The organism is Pseudomonas sp. PMCC200344, from assembly GCF_030053095.1.
GTDB classification, from domain to species: domain Bacteria; phylum Pseudomonadota; class Gammaproteobacteria; order Pseudomonadales; family Pseudomonadaceae; genus Aquipseudomonas; species Aquipseudomonas svalbardensis.
Window position 1 is genome coordinate 4,771,798 of the sequence record NZ_CP125618.1, and the last position, 17,010, is coordinate 4,788,807.

The window sequence follows — 17,010 nt, forward strand, 5'->3', positions numbered from 1 at the left end:
GGTAAGTGTATAGAAAGACTTTTCAGTTTTTCAACTGAAAGCTTCACTCCTCAAACCCGACGACCCTCTGCCTATAAATAGATTGCAGCTTTATAACGGATTTTAGACAGCTCGTATGACATTTTTTTGAAGCAATCCGTCACATTTAACTCATGTACATCCCGCCGTTCACCGGGATTGTAGCCCCAGTAACGTAAGCCGCACCGTCGGATGCAAGAAAAGCGACCACAGACGCGATCTCTTGAGCTTGCCCCAGACGGCCCAGCGGAATCTGCGTCTGCAAGGCTTCACGCTGTGCCTCCGGCAGTTCGCGGGTCATATCGGTGTCGATGAACCCAGGGGCCACCGAGTTTACCGTAATCGAACGCGAACCGACTTCACGCGCCAGTGAACGGCTGAAACCTTCCAGACCGGCCTTGGCGGCTGCGTAGTTTACTTGGCCTGCGTTGCCCATGGCACCCACAACCGAGCCAATACTGATAATTCGTCCCCAACGGGCTTTGGTCATACCGCGCAAAACGCCCTTGGACAGGCGGAACAGACTGTTCAGGTTGGTATCGACGACGTCATGCCATTCGTCATTTTTCATGCGCATCATCAGATTATCGCGGGTGATACCGGCATTGTTGACCAGGATCGCCGGCGCACCGAACTGCTCCTGAATGCTCGCCAGCACTGCCGCAACGGATTCGTCGCTGGTGACATTGAGCTCCAGGCCCGTGCCTTGAATACCGTTTTCCTTCAGGGTTGCGGCAATGCGCTCGGCACCCGAGGCAGACGTCGCGGTGCCAATAACGATGGCGCCCTGACGACCCAGTTCCAGGGCGATAGCCTGGCCGATACCGCGGCTCGCGCCAGTGACCAGTGCAACTTTACCTTGCAGACTCATGCAGGCTTCTCCTGATTCAGGCCAACGCTGCGCGAGCGGCAGCGAAGGCGTCGGGGGTATTGAGGTTGGATGTCGACACGCCTTCGGCGCAACGCTTGTTCAGGCCAGCCAGCACTTTACCCGGGCCGCATTCGACCAACTGGGTAGCACCTTTGGCGGCCAGCGCCTGAACCGATTCGACCCAGCGTACAGGCTTGTAAAGCTGCTCAAGCAGATCGCGCTTGAGGGTTTCCAGATCGGCCGGCACAGTGGCGCTGACGTTCTGCACCACCGGAATCTGCGGCGCCTGCCAGTCGATCGCTGCGATCGACTCGGCGAAACGCTCGGCCGCCGGACGCATCAGCGCGCAATGGGACGGCACGCTGACCGGCAACGGCATGGCGCGTTTGGCACCACGAGCCTTGCAGCCTTCGATGGCACGCTCGACCGCAGCCTTGGCACCGGCGATGACAACCTGGCCAGGGGAGTTGAAGTTGACCGCACTGACCACTTCGCCTTGCGCCGCTTCGGCACAGGCTGCCAGCACATCAGCATCGTCCAGACCGAGAATGGCGGCCATGCCACCTTGCCCGGCCGGAACGGCTTCCTGCATCAACTGACCACGGCGTTCAACCAGCTTCACCGCGTCACCCAGGCTAAGACTGCCCGCAGCAACCAGAGCGCTGTATTCGCCCAGGCTGTGACCGGCAACATAAGCCGGACGCGCGCCGCCTTCAGCCAGCCACAGACGCCACAAGGCAATCGAGGCGGTCAGAATGGCCGGCTGGGTTTTATCGGTTTGATTGAGTTGTTCTTCCGGCCCTTGCTGGGTCAGTGCCCACAGGTCGTAACCCAGAGCATCGGAAGCTTCTTTGAATGTTTCGAGGACAACCGGATGTTGTGCGCCCAACTCGGCCAGCATGCCGAGGGACTGCGAACCCTGTCCCGGAAAGACGAATGCGAGGGAAGCAGACATGTAACAAGCCCCTAATGATCTTGTCGTCGGAGAATTGACGTCCCGCTTGGGGGACGCAAGAAACTGACAGTTGGATGGCAAATTGAACTGAGCGGTCACATTTAAGCATTGTCCGACGAAAACGCCTAAAGCAACAAATCCTCCAGGCGACCGTGAATGCGTTCCGGCAGGTTTTCCTGGATCTCGATCAAGGCGCATTGAATCGCACTCTGGAAGCCCTGAACCCCCGCCGAACCATGGCTTTTCACCACAATCCCCTGCAACCCAAGGAAGCTTGCACCGTTATGCCGCGCAGGCGCCAGATCGGCTTGCAAGCGCTTCATCAGCGGCAATGCCAAAGCACCGACCACTTTCGACGCAAGGTTTTTCTTGAACAAGGCTTCGATGCGCCCGGCAATCATGGTCGCCAGGCCTTCGCTGGATTTGAGCAGGATATTGCCGACAAATCCGTCACAGACCACTACATCCGCCTCGCCACGGTACACACCGTCACCTTCGACAAAACCGATGTAGTTGATACCACGGGCACTTTGCAACAATGTTGCAGCGAGCTTGACCTGCTGATTGCCCTTGATGTCTTCAGTACCGATGTTCAGCAGCGCCACTCGCGGACGAACGATGCCCAGGGTTTCCGCTGCCACCGACCCCATCACCGCAAACTGCAACAGATGCTCGGCACTGCAATCGACATTGGCGCCCAGGTCGAGCAACTGGCAATAACCCTTCTGCGTCGGAATCGCCGCCACCATCGCCGGCCGATCAATGCCCGGCAAGGTCTTGAGCACAAACCGCGACAACGCCATTAGCGCACCGGTATTACCGGCACTGACGCAGGCCTGGACCTTGCCATCGCGCAGCAACTCCAGCGCCACGCGCATCGACGAGTCGGGCTTGCCGCGCAGGGCCTGTGCAGGTTTTTCGTCCATGGTGATGACTTCGGACGCCGGAGCAATCGACAGACGCGAGCGATCCACAGCCGATTGGCCAGAGAGCAATTCTTCAAGAAGGGAGGGTTGACCGACGAGGGTCAGGTGCAGCGAGGGCGTAGCAGACAGACAAGCAAGGCTGGCCTGAACAATGCTGCGGGGACCGAAGTCCCCGCCCATTGCGTCAATCGCGATGACTTGAGCAGACAAGTGATTACTCGTCAGCGCCCTTGTCGATCACTTTACGGCCACGGTATACGCCTTCTGGCGATACGTGGTGACGCAGGTGAATTTCACCAGTGGTTTTTTCTACAGACAGAGTGCTTGCCGTCAGGGCGTCGTGCGAACGACGCATGTCACGGGCAGAGCGGGATTTTTTGTTCTGCTGAACAGCCATAATTGATTAACTCCTAAACGTTTGGGTCACGCTTTAACTGCGCCAATACACTGAACGGGTTGGACCGCGTTACCTCGTCCTCGCTCGGTTCGGGCTCATCGAGACCCGCCGGCTGCTGGCATTCTTCCGGATGATGAGCAGGCACAATGGGCAAGGCGAGCAGAAGCTCCTCCTCGATCAGTGACTGCAGATCCAAAGGATCTTCGCCCAGTTCCAGCACGTCATAACCTTTCGGCAACGACTGGGTATTCGCACCCTCCTTCACCACAGCATAACTGCATTCGCTATGGATCGGCAGGGTGACCAGCTCAAGACAACGCTGGCAAACCATTTTGACTTCGGTGTCGATAAAGCTGTGGATTACCACAGACTTACGTTCATCTCGTTCAAAAACGAATTTAGCCTGCACCGTACCGACAGTGTCGGAAAGCGGGTCGCAGAGTCTCTCCAAATCGGCCAGCAGCAGTTCACCTTGAAGGGTGGTGCCACGATCAGCCAATTTGCGCGGGTCAACGTGAGGTGGAATCGGGTCATTCAACATAGGCGCAGCATTATAGGGATGCCCCCAGCCATGTCAAAGGAAATTCAGCCCTGTCCGTCACTTGCAAGCCTCCGCTAGAATTCGCGCCTGTCTTCTGGAGATGCGCATGCTGCCTTTATTACTCGCTTCAAGCTCGGTTTATCGCCGGGAACTGCTGGCCCGCTTGCAGCTGCCGTTTACCTGCAGCTCGCCAGATATCGACGAAAGCCATCGTCCGGGCGAATCCGCAATCGAGCTGGTCAAGCGCCTCGCCGAGGAAAAAGCACGCACGCTAGCCAGCAGCCACCGCGCTCACCTGATCATCGGCTCCGATCAGGTCGCCGTACTTGGCGATCGGATCATCGGCAAACCCCACACCGTCGAAAAGGCCCGCGAACAATTGCTGGCTTCGAGCGGTGCCAGCGTGACCTTCCTCACCGGCCTGGCGCTGCTCAACAGCCAGACTGGCGACTGCCAGGTCGATTGCGTGCCCTTCACCGTACACATGCGCACCCTCGATCCGGCGCGCATCGAACGCTACCTGCGCGCCGAACAGCCCTACGACTGCGCTGGCAGCTTCAAAGCCGAAGGCTTGGGGGTGAGCCTGTTTCAAAGCACCGAAGGCCCTGACGCCACCAGCCTGATCGGCCTGCCATTGATTCGCCTGGTGGACATGTTGCTGGTTGAAGGGATTGAAATCCCCTGAACACCACAGTCCTGTAGTAGCTGGCGAAGCCTGCGTTCGAGTGCGCAGCGCTCGCCAAACCATACGCCGCAACCTTTCAGATAAACCGCGCAATCCGGATTTGCGAGCGCTGCGCACTCGAACGCAGGCTTCGCCAGCTGCAGAGACCGCGCAGACATTAAAAAACCGGCCACTTGGGCTAATGCCAGTCAGTTAAGCTGACTGGCATTTTTATTTTTGATCGGATACTACGGGGATTTAAGCCTGATGGCCCGGGGGTAAACGCGCTCCTCCCGTCGATGAGGCAGGACATAATGCATGGCTGAAGCATGAAGCTCGGCCAGGTATTTGGGGATGTTCCCGGAACGGTCGGCCGAGACGCTGTTGATAAACCCGAGGATCGCCCAGGTACATGCGGTAAAACTCATTTCACATGGGTTAATATCCGGACAATGACGGCTCATTTCCACCATCTGATAGCGCAACAAGTTGTAGCCCAGCAACACGCCCCACAACTCTTGCTCGATCATCTCGGGCGTCTTGCTGCGCAGCGTATAACTGCTGTTGAGCAGCGCCTGTTTCATCTCCCGAAACCCTGGTTCGATCTCCCATCGCTGGCTGTACAGCTCGACGATCTCGTCGGATGGAAAGCGCAGCGGGTCGGCCATCGACGTCAGGATCTGACACACCTTGCCTTTGACGGTTTGGCTCAGGAGTCGCGCGGTCAGACGCTCCGGCAGCCCCGGCCATTGCTTGCGAGCCTGTGGCGAAGTGCTTAACGAAACCATCGCATCCTGGCGACCCAAGCGCTGAACCACTTCGTACTGCGCACCTTTGCGCAGTGGCATCAGCCAATGGCGCTCGGTGCCGGCTTGCTGCCATTGGTGCAGCAAACCCAGGGAATAAAAGCCGCGATCGAACAAGGTCAACGAGTGATCGGGCGTGGTTTCGATCAGTTGTTCCGCCAGCTTCATTTCGCTGCTGCGGTAGCCGTCAAACGCACTGCCGATCAGCAAGTGGCTGGTCACTCCATTTGGCAGACCATGCGCACCTGAGGAAAACCAGTGTCGCCATGCTGGTTGCTGGCGGAGTCATAACGCGCACGGTTTTCGGGGGTATCGGGTGTTCGCCAGACGACGCCGTCGACACCCAGTAAGCGCAAACCGGCCCAAGTCGGATGACCGGCCGCCTCATGCCAACTTTTCTGAGTCAGATCGAAGACCTGTCGTACAGCTTAGCTGCCTAATCGCTGACGGGCCTGGACTACGGCGCTGGGCGCCACCAGCGGACGTTGGCCCGGCAGCATGATGTTCATGCGGCTGACCACATCCCAGGCCGACATGCGTCGAAAGAACGCCATGGAGATCACGCACCAAAGCATCATTTCCAGCGGCAAACGCCGCTTGCGCAGGGTCGCTACGCCTGCCTGCTCCAGTGCCTGTTCGACCAAAGAAGGATCGAGCAAGGAATCCAATCCCTCGATTGAATTCGGAGTGGAGGCGATGTTGTGGGCCAGTTCCAGGACCCGAGCGAGACGCATAAAAAAATCCGATGCCAGTACAGGCATCGGATTTTGATTTCTTGCGGCCAAAGGTCAAGCGAGAGGGCTTAACTGATCGGCATTAGCCACTTGGGCCGGTTTTTTTATGCCGAAGGAGATCAGCGCAACGAAGGCCCCTGGAAGCCCATCCACATCGCCAGATGCTCAGCCACGCTGGCACCGAGTTTTTTCGAGAAGCGATCGAACGGCGATTCCTGAACAGTGAAGTCCACCAGCTCTTTCTCGCCGATCACGTCCCGCGCCACCGAACTGGCATTCCCCAGACCATCGATCAGGCCCAGCGGCAGCGCCTGCTCGCCAGACCAGACCAACCCGGAGAACAACTCCGGATGCTCCTTGTCCTTGAGGCGGTCGCCACGACCTTTCTTGACGCTGCTGATGAATTGCTGATGAGTGGTATCGAGCACGCCCTGCCAGAACTGAGTCTCCTCAGGTTTTTGCGGCTGGAACGGATCGAGGAACGATTTGTGCTCGCCGGAGGTGTAAGTGCGACGCTCGACACCCAACTTCTCCATCGTCCCGACAAAGCCATAACCGGCCGCCGTCACACCAATGGAACCCACCAGGCTCGCCTTGTCGGCGTAGATCTGATCCGCCGCACTGGCGATGTAATAAGCACCGGAAGCGCCCAAATCAGAGATCACCGCGTAAAGCTTGGTGTCCGGATGCAGGCCGCGCAAACGGCGGATCTCGTCATAGACGTAACCCGACTGCACCGGACTGCCGCCCGGACTGTTGATTCGCAGGATGACACCTTTGACCTTCTTGTCCTCGAACGCTGCACGCAGGCTGCCGACGATATTGTCAGCGCTGGCTGGCTCCTTGTCGGCGATCATGCCGGTCACGTCGATCAGCGCGGTGTAGTTACCACTAAGGGTGGCAGCTTTTTCCATGTCCATCAGCGGCGTGAACAGGATCAACGCGCCAAACAGGTACACAAAGGTCAGCAGCTTGAAGAAAATCCCCCAGCGACGGGACCGGCGCTGCTCCTGCACGCTGGCCAGCAGGGTCTTTTCCAGCAGCTTCCAGCTTTTCTCGTCACCGCTCTCTGCGCTTGCCTTGGCGGGCGCTTTCCATTCGTCGGTCATGACATCTACCCCAGCAAAAACCTATTAAGCCCGCTGACTCAGCCAGGCATGCAATTCTGAAAAACAATCAATGGCCAGTGCCGGCTCGAACAACTTCAACGCTTCGATCGATTGCGCGCCATAGCTGACGGCCACCGAATCCATGCCGGCGTTGCGCGCCATCTGCAAATCAAAGGACGAATCGCCCACCATCAGCGCCTGCTCCGGGCGAACCTCGCAGTGAGCGAGGATCTGCTCGAGCATCAGCGGATGGGGCTTGCTGGCGGTTTCGTCGGCCGCGCGGGTGATATCGAAATAATCTTCCCAGCCGTGAGACTTCAGCACCCGATCCAGCCCGCGACGAGCCTTGCCGGTCGCAACCGCCAAGTGATAACCCTCGGCACGAAACGCTTCCATCGACTCGACCACACCTTCGAACAACGGAGAAGGCACAGCTTCCGAGGCGATGTAGTGATCAGCATAGTGCTGACGGAAGGCTACCAATTCTTCGTCGCCGATTTCCGGATACAACGTGCGAATCGCTTCCGGCAAGCCCAGACCGATGATGCCCTTGACGGCAAAATCATCGCGCAACTGGAATCCGGATCGCTCGGCCGCGACATGCATCGACTCGACAATCCGACCAATGGAATCAGCCAGCGTGCCGTCCCAATCGAAAATCAGCAGCTTGTAATCAGATGGGTGCACTCAGGCGCTCCACGGTTTTGGCCCACATCTCGTCGACCGGTGCCTGCAACTTCAGCTCACCACCATCCGGCAGCGGTACGGTCAGCATGTAGGCGTGCAGGAACAGGCGCTTTCCGCCCAGGTCACGAATCTCTTTGCTGAAGCCTTCATCGCCGTACTTGGTGTCACCGGCAATGCAATGTCCGGCGTGCAGGGTGTGGACGCGGATCTGGTGAGTCCGGCCGGTGATCGGTTTGGCTTCGATCAGGGTGGCAAAGTCGCCAAAACGACGCAGGACCTTGAACACGGTCACGGACTCCTTCCCCTCATCCTCGTCGACCTCGACCATACGCTCGCCGGAGCGCAGATTGCTCTTGCCGAGCGACGCTCGGACTTGCTTGATCGAGGCCGCCCAGTTGCCGCGAACCAGCGCCATGTAGCGCTTATCGACGCCATCGCCGCGCAATGCCGTGTGCAAGTGACGCAGCATGCTGCGCTTCTTGGCGATCATCAGCAGGCCGGAGGTGTCACGGTCGAGACGGTGAACCAGTTCGAGCTCCTTGCAATCGGGACGCAACTGACGAAAGGCTTCGATCACCCCGTAAGTCAGGCCGCTGCCACCGTGAACCGCGATGCCGCAAGGCTTGTTGATCACGATCAACGCCTTGTCCTCGAAGACAATCGAGGCTTCGAGGCGCTGGAGCAGGCCTTGGGCCAGCGGCACCGGCTCGTCGCGCTCAGGCACGCGAACCGGCGGCACGCGCACGATATCGCCCGCCTGCAGCTTGTATTCGGGCTTGATCCGACCTTTGTTCACTCGCACTTCGCCTTTGCGCAAAATGCGGTAAATCAAAGTCTTGGGCACGCCTTTGAGCCGAGCGAGAAGGAAGTTATCAATACGTTGGCCGGCATATTCCGGCGAGACCTCCAGCAGTTGTACGGCTGGGGTCGAAGGGGCAGTAGTCGTCATGGCGCGGATGATAACAATTTTTTATGGAATTGAAGCACTTAATCATTGCTGCTATAGTCGCGAACGCCGCCAAAAGTGGCCTGGACAGCGGACTAACGGTCAAAAACCGGCCCTGACCAACGCAATTCACGAGGACGAGAGGCCGTCCTACGGGGCTTTCGCTACGAAACGGTAGAGTTTGCAGTTGTAACGAGCGCAGGTGACATGAGGCCTGAAGCATGCCGCAAAGCAGAGTTTTCACTCGCCTTGCGAGCAAATATTCACGGCCAGTTCACAAAGTGCAGTCAGCTACGAACAACCCCGAGCGAACGCTTCGGAAACAACGCCTAAATTAGCCATGATGCGTGACCTCCCCTTTCGGAGCTCACGGTAAATGCCAACCCGCTGCGGATTCTGCGCGCGGCAGCACCCGAATTATCAGGGATACGTGTAGGGTGGAGATGCACAACCGCTGGACTGTGTAGCAATAGGCTTTATCAAGACGCTTCATCTCGTCCACAGCCGCTGGTTGATTCCTCCTCCTGACTGAGTGCTTAAGTAGCCACAGCAAGCAGGACGCGTACGTCGCGACGCCGGCCCAATTGGTCGGGGTTCGCTAGACACTGGAGTGTCCAACCACTCCTGACGCACCTGACACCGACCATGAGAAGTCGTGTGTGCCGAACGCCGTTTCCGGCAGCCCGGAAACCGACGGTACTACATGAAAAGAATGCTGATTAACGCAACTCAACCCGAAGAGTTGCGTGTTGCACTGGTAGATGGCCAACGCCTCTACGACCTGGACATCGAATCCGGTGCACGCGAGCAGAAAAAGGCCAACATCTATAAAGGCCGGATTACTCGCATCGAACCAAGCCTTGAGGCTGCCTTTGTCGATTTCGGCTCTGAGCGCCACGGCTTCCTGCCCCTCAAAGAAATCTCCCGCGAATACTTCAAGAAAGCCCCCGAAGGCCGCGTCAACATCAAGGACGTCCTGAGCGAAGGCCAGGAAGTCATCGTTCAGGTCGAAAAAGAAGAACGTGGCAACAAGGGCGCAGCCCTGACCACCTTCATCAGCCTGGCCGGTCGTTACCTGGTTCTGATGCCGAACAACCCGCGTGCCGGCGGTATTTCCCGTCGCATCGAAGGTGAAGAGCGCAACGAACTGCGTGAAGCCCTGAACGGCTTGGTTGCCCCAGCCGACATGGGTCTGATTGTTCGCACTGCCGGCCTGGGCCGCAGCAGCGAAGAAATGCAGTGGGACCTCGACTACCTGCTGCAACTCTGGACCGCCATCAAAGAAGCCTCGCTGGATCGCTCCGCGCCGTTCCTGATCTACCAGGAAAGCAACGTGATCATCCGCGCCATCCGTGATTACCTGCGCCAGGACATCGGCGAAGTGCTGATCGATAGCGTTGAAGCCCAGGACGAAGCCCTGACCTTCATCCGCCAGGTGATGCCGCAGTACGCCAGCAAGATCAAGCTGTACGAAGACAGCGTTCCGCTGTTCAACCGTTTCCAGATCGAAAGCCAGATCGAGACCGCTTTCCAGCGCGTCGTTGAACTGCCTTCCGGCGGCTCCATCGTGATCGATCCGACCGAAGCCCTGGTGTCCATCGACATCAACTCGGCGCGCGCCACCAAAGGCAGCGACATCGAAGAAACCGCTCTGCAGACCAACCTTGAAGCCGCCGAAGAAATCGCCCGTCAGTTGCGCCTGCGCGACATCGGCGGCCTGATCGTCATCGACTTCATCGACATGACCCCTGCCAAGAACCAGCGCGCCGTGGAAGAGAAAGTCCGCGAATGCCTGGAAGCCGACCGCGCTCGCGTGCAAGTCGGTCGCATCTCGCGCTTCGGCCTGCTGGAAATGTCCCGTCAGCGCCTGCGTCCATCACTGGGCGAAAGCAGCGGCATCGTTTGCCCGCGTTGCAACGGCACCGGCATCATCCGTGACGTTGAATCACTGTCGCTGGCGATCCTGCGCCTGATCGAAGAAGAAGCCCTGAAAGACCGCACTGCCGAAGTTCGCGCACAAGTGCCGATCCCGGTCGCTGCGTTCCTGCTCAACGAAAAACGCAACTCGATCACCAAGATCGAACTGCGCACCCGTGCCCGCATCGTCATTCTGCCGAACGATCACCTCGAAACGCCGCACTTCGAAGTTCAGCGTCTGCGTGATGACAGCCCGGAAGCCAGCATCAACCAGTCCAGCTACGAAATCGCTGCTGCCGCTGCCGAAGTCGAAGAAGTCCAGCCAGCCGCTGCGACCCGCACCCTGGTTCGCCAGGAAGCCGCGGTCAAGACTGCTCCGGCCCGCGCCAATGCGCCGGTTCCAACCGAAGTCGTCGCTGCCGCACCTGTTGCCGCACCGGCCGCCGCGCCAGAGCCAAGCCTGTTCAAAGGCCTGGTGAAGTCGCTGGTCAGCCTGTTCGCGACCAAGGAAGAGCCTGCAACTCCGGTTGTGGTTGAAAAACCGGCCGCCGAGCGTCCAGCCCGCAACGAAGAGCGTCGCAACGGTCGTCAGCAGAGCCGCAACCGTAACGGTCGCCGCGATGAAGAACGCAAGCCTCGTGAGGAACGTGCACCGCGTGAAGAGCGCGCACCACGTGAGCCACGCGAAGCCCGCGAAGAAACTCCGGCAGTCGCCCGCGAAGAACGCGCTCCACGTGAAGAGCGCGCACCACGCGCCCCTCGTGAAGAACGTGCACCGCGCGCTCCTCGCGAAGATCGCAAGCCACGTGGCGATCGTGAAGAGCGTCCGGTTCGTGAACTGCGCGAGCCTCTTGATGCTGCTCCGGCCGCTGCTGCTACTGCTACTGCTGAAGAGCGTCCAACTCGCCAGCCACGCGAAGAACGTGCTCCACGCCCACCGCGTGAAGATCGTCAGCCACGTGTAGAGCAAGCCGCTGCCGCAGTAGCTGAAGAAGAGCTGGTTACCAACGAAGAATTGCAGGAAGACGGTCAGGAAGGCGCCGAAGGCGATCGTCCACGCCGCCGCTCCCGTGGCCAGCGTCGTCGCAGCAACCGTCGTGAGCGTCAGCGCGATGCCAACGGTAATGTGATCGAAGGTTCGGAAGAATCCGAGTCCGCCGAAGGTAACGAAGCTGCCGAAACCAACGAAGCGCCAAGCGCTGCCGATCTGGCCGCCGGCCTGGCTGTTACCGCAGCCGTTGCCAGCACCGTGATCAGCGCTCCAGCCGAAGCACAGGCTAACGAGCAAGCCGAACGCGCGACTGCCGCTACCCTGGAAACTGCTCCAGTGGAAGCGCCAGTGGTTGAAGCAACGACTCCGGTCGAAGCCACCGCTGCTCCGGAAATCGAAGTGGCCTCGGTTCGTGAAGCACAGCCTGTATTTGAAGCTGCCGCTGAGCCAGTGGTTGCCGCAGAACCGGTTTTCGAAACAGCCAGCGAAACAGTGACTGAAGCTGTCCGTGAAGTTCGCGAAGAGCAAACCGCGTTCAACTGGGTTGCCGAGCCAACCGCCGCCGAAGCGCCAGAAGCCGAGGCCATGGTGTCCGAGCCAGTGGTTGCTGCTGCCGAGCCTGCTCCGGTGGTTGAAGCGCCGGTTGTTGCCGAAGTGGCCGCACCGGAAGTCGAAGCCGCCCCTGTCAGCGCCCTGACGCCAAGTGGCCGTGCGCCGAACGACCCACGTGAAGTGCGTCGCCGCAAGTGTGAAGCCGAGCGTCTGCAGAAGGAAGCCGAACTGGCTGCCACTGCTGCTCCGGCTGCTGTCGAACCAGCAACGGTTGCCGCTGAAGTCGTCGAGGCAGCACCTGCCCCGGCTGCTGAAGTCGCTGCTGCCGAACCCGCTGAATCGGTGATCGACGAAGCACCGCGCTCCGTTCAGGAAGCGGTAGAGCAACACGAGCAAGCCCTGGAAAAAGAACACGAGCCTAAACCTCTCGTCTGATTCCATCGGCCACTAAAAAGCCCCGCCTGGTGATCCAGGCGGGGCTTTTTTATGTCTGCGGTTCTGTCATTGCGGGTAGATCAATTTCTCTGGCACATCCACATCCCACAACACCCCGGGATCGTCCACCGCCACCTCGACCACCCTCGCCTGCGCAAACAGCGCCTTGGCACCTCGATCACCGGACAACGACATCAACGCTGGACCAAAGCTGCGCCCAAAACCCACCGGATGCCCCAACTCACCTTGATGCACCGGAACACTGATGGCGTCATCAGCAATCTCCGCCACCACACATTCAATACTCGACGAAAGGATAAACGGCATATCCCCCAGCACAATCAGCCAGCCACTGAGCTGCGGACACGCCGCCACCCCGGCCGCGATGCTGTCGCCCATGCCGGTCGATTCGATCAGCACAATCTCGCAGCCATAGGCCTTGGCCATGCGGATCACTTGTGGTCGATCCACAGTGGTCACCAGGACGCGATTCTCAAGGGAGGCCGGCAAATTCAGCAGCACTTGCTCGATCATCGAATGAACAGCACCCTCGCGCGCCGTACAATCCGCCACCAGCTTGTCCTTTTCGGCACCGGCCTCCTGTCGAAACCGACTGCCCTGCCCCGCTGCCAGCACAATGACGCCGATGGGCTCGCTCATACCACCTCCTGCAACAGCTTCTTCTGCTTCAGTTCGACGCCGTTCTTGATCGCCACGATTTCGGCCAGCAGCGACAAGGCGATTTCCGCCGGTGTGTGGCTGCCAATGTGCAAACCGATCGGGCCGTGCAGCCGAGAGATAGCCTCTTGTGACAAGCCTAGCTGAGCGAGGTTGTCCCGGCGTTTGAGGCTGTTGACCCGGGAGCCCAGCGCACCGACATAAAACGCCCTGGAATCCAGGGCCGTGAGCAGCGCCATGTCATCGAGTCGAGGATCGTGGGTCAGCGCGACGATGGCCGTACGCTCGTCAGTCTGGATGCTGAGCACCGCGTCATCGGGCATGCCCGAAACAAATCGCCCGTGCTGCTCTTCCCAGCCGTAAACGAACTCGGTACGTGGATCGCAGATCAGCACTTCGAAATCCAGCAGCCGCGCCATCTCGGCGACATAACGGGACAACTGCCCGGCGCCGATCAGCAAAAGCCGCCAACGCGGGCCGTAGATGGCGCGCAATGTCTTGCCATCGAACATCAGCACATCCGTCTTGTCAGCCGGTTGCAGCATGACTTCACCCGTCTCGACACTGAGTGAGCGAGCCACGATTTCATGCGCCTCGCAGCGCGCCAGCAACTCGGCGACCCAAGCCGGATCGCCGACCCGCTCCTCGGTCAGGCGCAAGGTGCCGCCGCACGGCAAACCGAAGCGTGCCGCCTCTTCACGGGTGACGCCGTAAGTGATCAATTGCACCGGCGGCCCATCGGCGGGAATACGACCGTCGTGCAGCCGGGCAATCAAATCGTCTTCGACACAACCACCGGACACCGAGCCAATCACCACGCCATCTTCACGCAAGGCCAGCATGGCGCCAGGTGCTCGCGGCGCAGTGCCCCAGGTCTGGACCACGCTGTACAACACCACCCGCTGACCGGCGCGGCGCCATTCGAGCACGCTGCGCAGGACATTCAGATCGACGCTGTCCATCAGGCCTGCGCCTTCTGCCAACCTTGCAGCTGATAGCGAACCGGCAAGTTGCGGATGCGTTTGCCGGTGGCGGCAAAGATTGCGTTGCACAGCGCTGGCGCAATCGGTGGCACGCCCGGTTCACCGACACCGCCCAATGGCACGTTGCCTGGCGGCGTGACCAGATGAACCGCGACTTCCTTCGGCGCCAGGGACATGCGCGCCACTTCATACATGTGGAAGTTGTCCTGCTGGACCTTGCCGTCCTTGAAGCTGATTTCCCCCAGCACCGCGTTGCCCAGGCCCATGACACAGGCGCCTTCGAACTGCGCACGAATCCGCTCGGGGTTGATCTGCGGTCCGCAATCCACCGCGATGTCGGCCTTGTGCACGATCAGCGTGCCGTCGTCTTTGACTTCAACCTCAATCACCGCTGCCACATAGGTCACGAAACTGTAATGCACCGCCAGACCCAGACCTCGGCCCTTGGGCAACTCGCGGCCCCAACCGGAAGCTTTGGCGGCGGTTTCCAGTACCGTGCGCAGACGTGCGGTGTCGATCGGATAACGCTCGGGCGATTCGCCGTAGTTCCACTCTTCACTCAAGGTGCGCGGATCGATCTGCCGGTCCGGGCCGAGCAATTTGATCTGGTACTTGAGCGGATCCTGGCCGGCCTTGTGCGCCAGTTCATCGACAAAGCTCTGAATCGCAAAACCGTGAGGAATGTTCGACACCGAGCGATACCAGCCGACGCGGGTATGGACCGTCGCTTCCGGGTTTTCCAGGCGCACGTTAGGAATCGCGTAAGCCATGTTGGTAAAGCCCATGCCCAGCTCGAAGGCCGCCTCATGGTTCATGCCCGGCGCAAACAACGCAGTGATGCTTGGCGCCACGGTGCGGTGCAACCAGCCGGACGGCAGGCCGTCCTTGTTCAGGCTGGCTTTCAGGTACTCGGCCGACACCGTGTGGAAATAGGAGCAGTGGATGTCGTCTTCACGGGTCCATTGCACCCGCAGTGCCTTGCCGGGGAATTCCTTGGCAAGGATTGCGGCTTCAATGATGAAGTCCGGTTTGGATTTACGACCGAAACCACCACCGAGCAAGGTGACGTTGAAGGTGACGTTATCGAACGGAATGCCGAGGCGCTCGCCAATTCGTTCGCGAGTGACTTGGGGTGCCTGGCTTGGAGCCCAGGCTTCGCACACACCGTCCTTGAAGCGGGCGATGGCGACCATCGGTTCCATTGGCGCCTGCGTCAGGTGCGGCAGGTAATAGGATGCTTCGAGTGTGCTGTCGGCGCTGCCCATCGCGTCATCGATGTTGCCGGTATTGCGCACCACTTTGCCGGATTTGAGGGATGCAGCCTCAATTTCCTTGCGGTAGGCGATCGAGTCGTAACTGGCGTTGGGGCCATCGTCCCACTCGATTTTCAGCGCTTCGCGGCCCTTGATCGCCGCCCAGGTATTGCTGGCGACCACGGCCACGCCGCCCAGCGGTTGAAACTCCAACGGCAGTGGACGATCTTCGATCTGAATGACCTTGATCACGCCCGGGACTTTCATCGCGGTGCTGGAGTCGACGGACTTAACCTTGCCGCCGTACACCGCAGGACGTGCAATGGTGGCGTAGAGCATGCCGTCGAAATGCACGTCTGCACCGTAAATAGCGCGGCCATTGACGATGTCGGCACCGTCGATAGCCTTGGTGCCTTCCTTTCCGATATAGCGGAATTCCGACGGCTGCTTGAGCCGCAGGCTGTCACGCGCCGGTACCGCCAGCGCACCGGCCGCGGCGGCCAAAGCGCCGTAACCCAGCTCACGACCGGTCGGTTGGTGAATGACTTTATGCAGTTGCGCTCGGCATTCGCTGACCGGCACCTTCCACTGTTCGGCTGCCGCTTGTTCAAGCATGGTCCGCGCGGCAGCACCGCAGCGACGCATCGGCTCGTACCAGTGGCGCATGCTGCGCGAGCCATCGGTGTCCTGGTTGCCGAAGCGCACTTCGTCGCCCGGCGCCTGTTGCACCTTCATCATCGCCCAATCGGCTTCCAGTTCATCGGCCACCACCATCGTCAGGCTGGTGCGCACACCCTGGCCCATTTCCGAACGGTTGCAGACCACGGTCACCGTGCCATCAGCGGCGATGCTGACGTATACCTTGGGATCGTCGATCCAGCCGTTGGGCATGCCATCGGCGCCGAATGTCTTCTCTTTCTCGGCAGCGAAAGCGTCTTGCCAGCCCCAGCTCGCAACCAGTACCAGCGCACTGGTGGCGCTAACGCCTTTGAGGAAACCGCGACGACTGAGGTTGCTCAGCGCGAAATCATTCGGTAGCTGGCTCATGCCTTGGCCTCCTTCAGGTGAGTGGATGCCTGGCGGATGGCGGTCTTGATGCGATTGTAAGTGCCGCAGCGGCAAATATTGCCGACCATCGCCTCTTCGATCTGTTCGTCGCTGGGGTTCGGGTTGGTCTTGAGCAGCGCCGTGGCGGACATGATCTGCCCGCCCTGACAGAAACCGCACTGGGCCACGGCGGTGTCGAGCCAGGCTTGCTGGACGACTTGCCCGATCGGGTCGTTGTGCAATTCGTCGATGGTGGTGACATTCTGCCCGTTCACGGAACTGATCGGCGTGATGCACGCCCGCGCAGGCTGACCGTCGATATGAATCGTACAGGCACCGCACAGCCCCATGCCGCAGCCGAATTTCGTGCCTGGATGGCCGCCCGCTACATCGCGAATAGCCCACAGCAGCGGCATCTCGTCCGACACATCCATTTTGTAGTATTGACCGTTAAGCTTCAGGGTATTCATGGGCACGCCCGCATAGTTATTGGTTATGGG

14 protein-coding genes and 1 pseudogene are annotated in these 17,010 nt (G+C 59.6%); 2 read left to right on the plus strand and 13 right to left on the minus strand.

Features of this window, described 5'->3' with window-relative positions:
- Positions 1-145: 145 nt before the first annotated feature.
- The 5 genes from fabG to QFW87_RS21860 all read right to left on the minus strand — a co-directional run bounded on the left by fabG (position 146) and on the right by QFW87_RS21860 (position 3,708).
- Positions 146-889: a 3-oxoacyl-ACP reductase FabG gene (gene fabG / locus QFW87_RS21840; RefSeq protein WP_283181253.1), complete on the minus strand. Its 744-nt coding sequence runs from the start codon at positions 887-889 to the stop codon at positions 146-148.
- Between the two features lie 16 nt (positions 890-905).
- Complete coding sequence (fabD, locus tag QFW87_RS21845) at positions 906-1,844, minus strand: ACP S-malonyltransferase (RefSeq protein WP_283188865.1); 939 nt, start codon at positions 1,842-1,844, stop codon at positions 906-908.
- A 125-nt stretch (positions 1,845-1,969) separates the two neighbouring features.
- The gene (gene plsX / locus QFW87_RS21850; RefSeq protein WP_283188866.1) at positions 1,970-2,980 is read right to left on the minus strand and encodes a phosphate acyltransferase PlsX; all 1,011 of its coding nucleotides are present in this window, start codon (positions 2,978-2,980) and stop codon (positions 1,970-1,972) included.
- A 4-nt stretch (positions 2,981-2,984) separates the two neighbouring features.
- Positions 2,985-3,167, minus strand: coding sequence for a 50S ribosomal protein L32 (gene rpmF, locus QFW87_RS21855; protein WP_008152339.1), 183 nt, complete (start codon positions 3,165-3,167; stop codon positions 2,985-2,987).
- Between the two features lie 13 nt (positions 3,168-3,180).
- Positions 3,181-3,708 (minus strand): YceD family protein, encoded by a 528-nt coding sequence (locus QFW87_RS21860; protein WP_004371317.1) that lies wholly within the window; start codon positions 3,706-3,708, stop codon positions 3,181-3,183.
- A 106-nt stretch (positions 3,709-3,814) separates the two neighbouring features.
- On the opposite strand from QFW87_RS21860, the gene QFW87_RS21865 reads away from it, so the two are divergent.
- Positions 3,815-4,393 (plus strand): nucleoside triphosphate pyrophosphatase, encoded by a 579-nt coding sequence (locus QFW87_RS21865; RefSeq protein ID WP_283181256.1) that lies wholly within the window; start codon positions 3,815-3,817, stop codon positions 4,391-4,393.
- Between the two features lie 227 nt (positions 4,394-4,620).
- On the opposite strand, the pseudogene QFW87_RS21870 reads toward QFW87_RS21865, so the two are convergent.
- From QFW87_RS21870 to rluC, 4 genes and pseudogenes are all read right to left on the minus strand, one after another.
- A pseudogene (locus QFW87_RS21870) lies at positions 4,621-5,912 on the minus strand (IS4 family transposase).
- A gap of 119 nt (positions 5,913-6,031) precedes the next feature.
- A complete protein-coding gene (locus QFW87_RS21875; protein WP_283181257.1) occupies positions 6,032-7,021 on the minus strand; it encodes a S49 family peptidase in 990 nt (329 codons plus the stop codon).
- Between the two features lie 24 nt (positions 7,022-7,045).
- A complete protein-coding gene (locus QFW87_RS21880) occupies positions 7,046-7,708 on the minus strand; it encodes an HAD-IA family hydrolase (RefSeq protein ID WP_283181258.1) in 663 nt (220 codons plus the stop codon).
- A complete protein-coding gene (rluC, locus tag QFW87_RS21885) occupies positions 7,695-8,657 on the minus strand; it encodes a 23S rRNA pseudouridine(955/2504/2580) synthase RluC (protein WP_283181259.1) in 963 nt (320 codons plus the stop codon). The genes QFW87_RS21880 and rluC overlap by 14 nt, the downstream gene beginning before the upstream one ends.
- Positions 8,658-9,357: 700 nt before the next feature.
- On the opposite strand from rluC, the gene rne reads away from it, so the two are divergent.
- Positions 9,358-12,549: a ribonuclease E gene (gene rne, locus QFW87_RS21890; RefSeq protein ID WP_283188867.1), complete on the plus strand. Its 3,192-nt coding sequence runs from the start codon at positions 9,358-9,360 to the stop codon at positions 12,547-12,549.
- 66 nt (positions 12,550-12,615) lie between these two features.
- Here rne and QFW87_RS21895 read toward each other — a convergent pair whose 3' ends face one another.
- From QFW87_RS21895 to QFW87_RS21910, 4 genes are read right to left on the minus strand one after another with little or no spacing between them, the layout of a single operon-like run.
- Positions 12,616-13,209, minus strand: a complete 594-nt coding sequence (locus tag QFW87_RS21895; RefSeq protein ID WP_283188868.1) for a nucleotidyltransferase family protein — start codon at positions 13,207-13,209, stop codon at positions 12,616-12,618.
- Positions 13,206-14,189, minus strand: a complete 984-nt coding sequence (locus QFW87_RS21900; protein ID WP_283188869.1) for an XdhC family protein — start codon at positions 14,187-14,189, stop codon at positions 13,206-13,208. Before QFW87_RS21900 ends, QFW87_RS21895 begins: the two co-directional genes overlap by 4 nt.
- Positions 14,189-16,510 carry a xanthine dehydrogenase family protein molybdopterin-binding subunit gene (locus QFW87_RS21905; protein WP_283188870.1) on the minus strand — a complete coding sequence of 774 codons (2,322 nt, stop codon included), beginning with the start codon at positions 16,508-16,510 and terminating at the stop codon, positions 14,189-14,191. The genes QFW87_RS21900 and QFW87_RS21905 overlap by 1 nt, the downstream gene beginning before the upstream one ends.
- Positions 16,507-16,980 (minus strand): (2Fe-2S)-binding protein, encoded by a 474-nt coding sequence (locus QFW87_RS21910; protein WP_283181264.1) that lies wholly within the window; start codon positions 16,978-16,980, stop codon positions 16,507-16,509. The genes QFW87_RS21905 and QFW87_RS21910 overlap by 4 nt, the downstream gene beginning before the upstream one ends.
- Positions 16,981-17,010 lie beyond the last annotated feature (30 nt).

Excerpts from the sequence above, each read along its gene's own strand:
- QFW87_RS21900 (WP_283188869.1), bottom strand. The coding sequence starts at position 14,189 with ATGGACAGCGTCGATCTGAATGTCCTGCGCAGCGTGCTCGAATGGCGC.
- QFW87_RS21905 (WP_283188870.1), bottom strand. The coding sequence starts at position 16,510 with ATGAGCCAGCTACCGAATGATTTCGCGCTGAGCAACCTCAGTCGTCGC.
- fabD (WP_283188865.1), bottom strand. The coding sequence starts at position 1,844 with ATGTCTGCTTCCCTCGCATTCGTCTTTCCGGGACAGGGTTCGCAGTCC.
- rne (WP_283188867.1), top strand. The coding sequence starts at position 9,358 with ATGAAAAGAATGCTGATTAACGCAACTCAACCCGAAGAGTTGCGTGTT.
- rpmF (WP_008152339.1), bottom strand. The coding sequence starts at position 3,167 with ATGGCTGTTCAGCAGAACAAAAAATCCCGCTCTGCCCGTGACATGCGT.
- QFW87_RS21875 (WP_283181257.1), bottom strand. The coding sequence starts at position 7,021 with ATGACCGACGAATGGAAAGCGCCCGCCAAGGCAAGCGCAGAGAGCGGT.
- QFW87_RS21865 (WP_283181256.1), top strand. The coding sequence starts at position 3,815 with ATGCTGCCTTTATTACTCGCTTCAAGCTCGGTTTATCGCCGGGAACTG.
- QFW87_RS21860 (WP_004371317.1), bottom strand. The coding sequence starts at position 3,708 with ATGTTGAATGACCCGATTCCACCTCACGTTGACCCGCGCAAATTGGCT.
- fabG (WP_283181253.1), bottom strand. The coding sequence starts at position 889 with ATGAGTCTGCAAGGTAAAGTTGCACTGGTCACTGGCGCGAGCCGCGGT.
- QFW87_RS21895 (WP_283188868.1), bottom strand. The coding sequence starts at position 13,209 with ATGAGCGAGCCCATCGGCGTCATTGTGCTGGCAGCGGGGCAGGGCAGT.
- rluC (WP_283181259.1), bottom strand. The coding sequence starts at position 8,657 with ATGACGACTACTGCCCCTTCGACCCCAGCCGTACAACTGCTGGAGGTC.
- QFW87_RS21910 (WP_283181264.1), bottom strand. The coding sequence starts at position 16,980 with ATGAATACCCTGAAGCTTAACGGTCAATACTACAAAATGGATGTGTCG.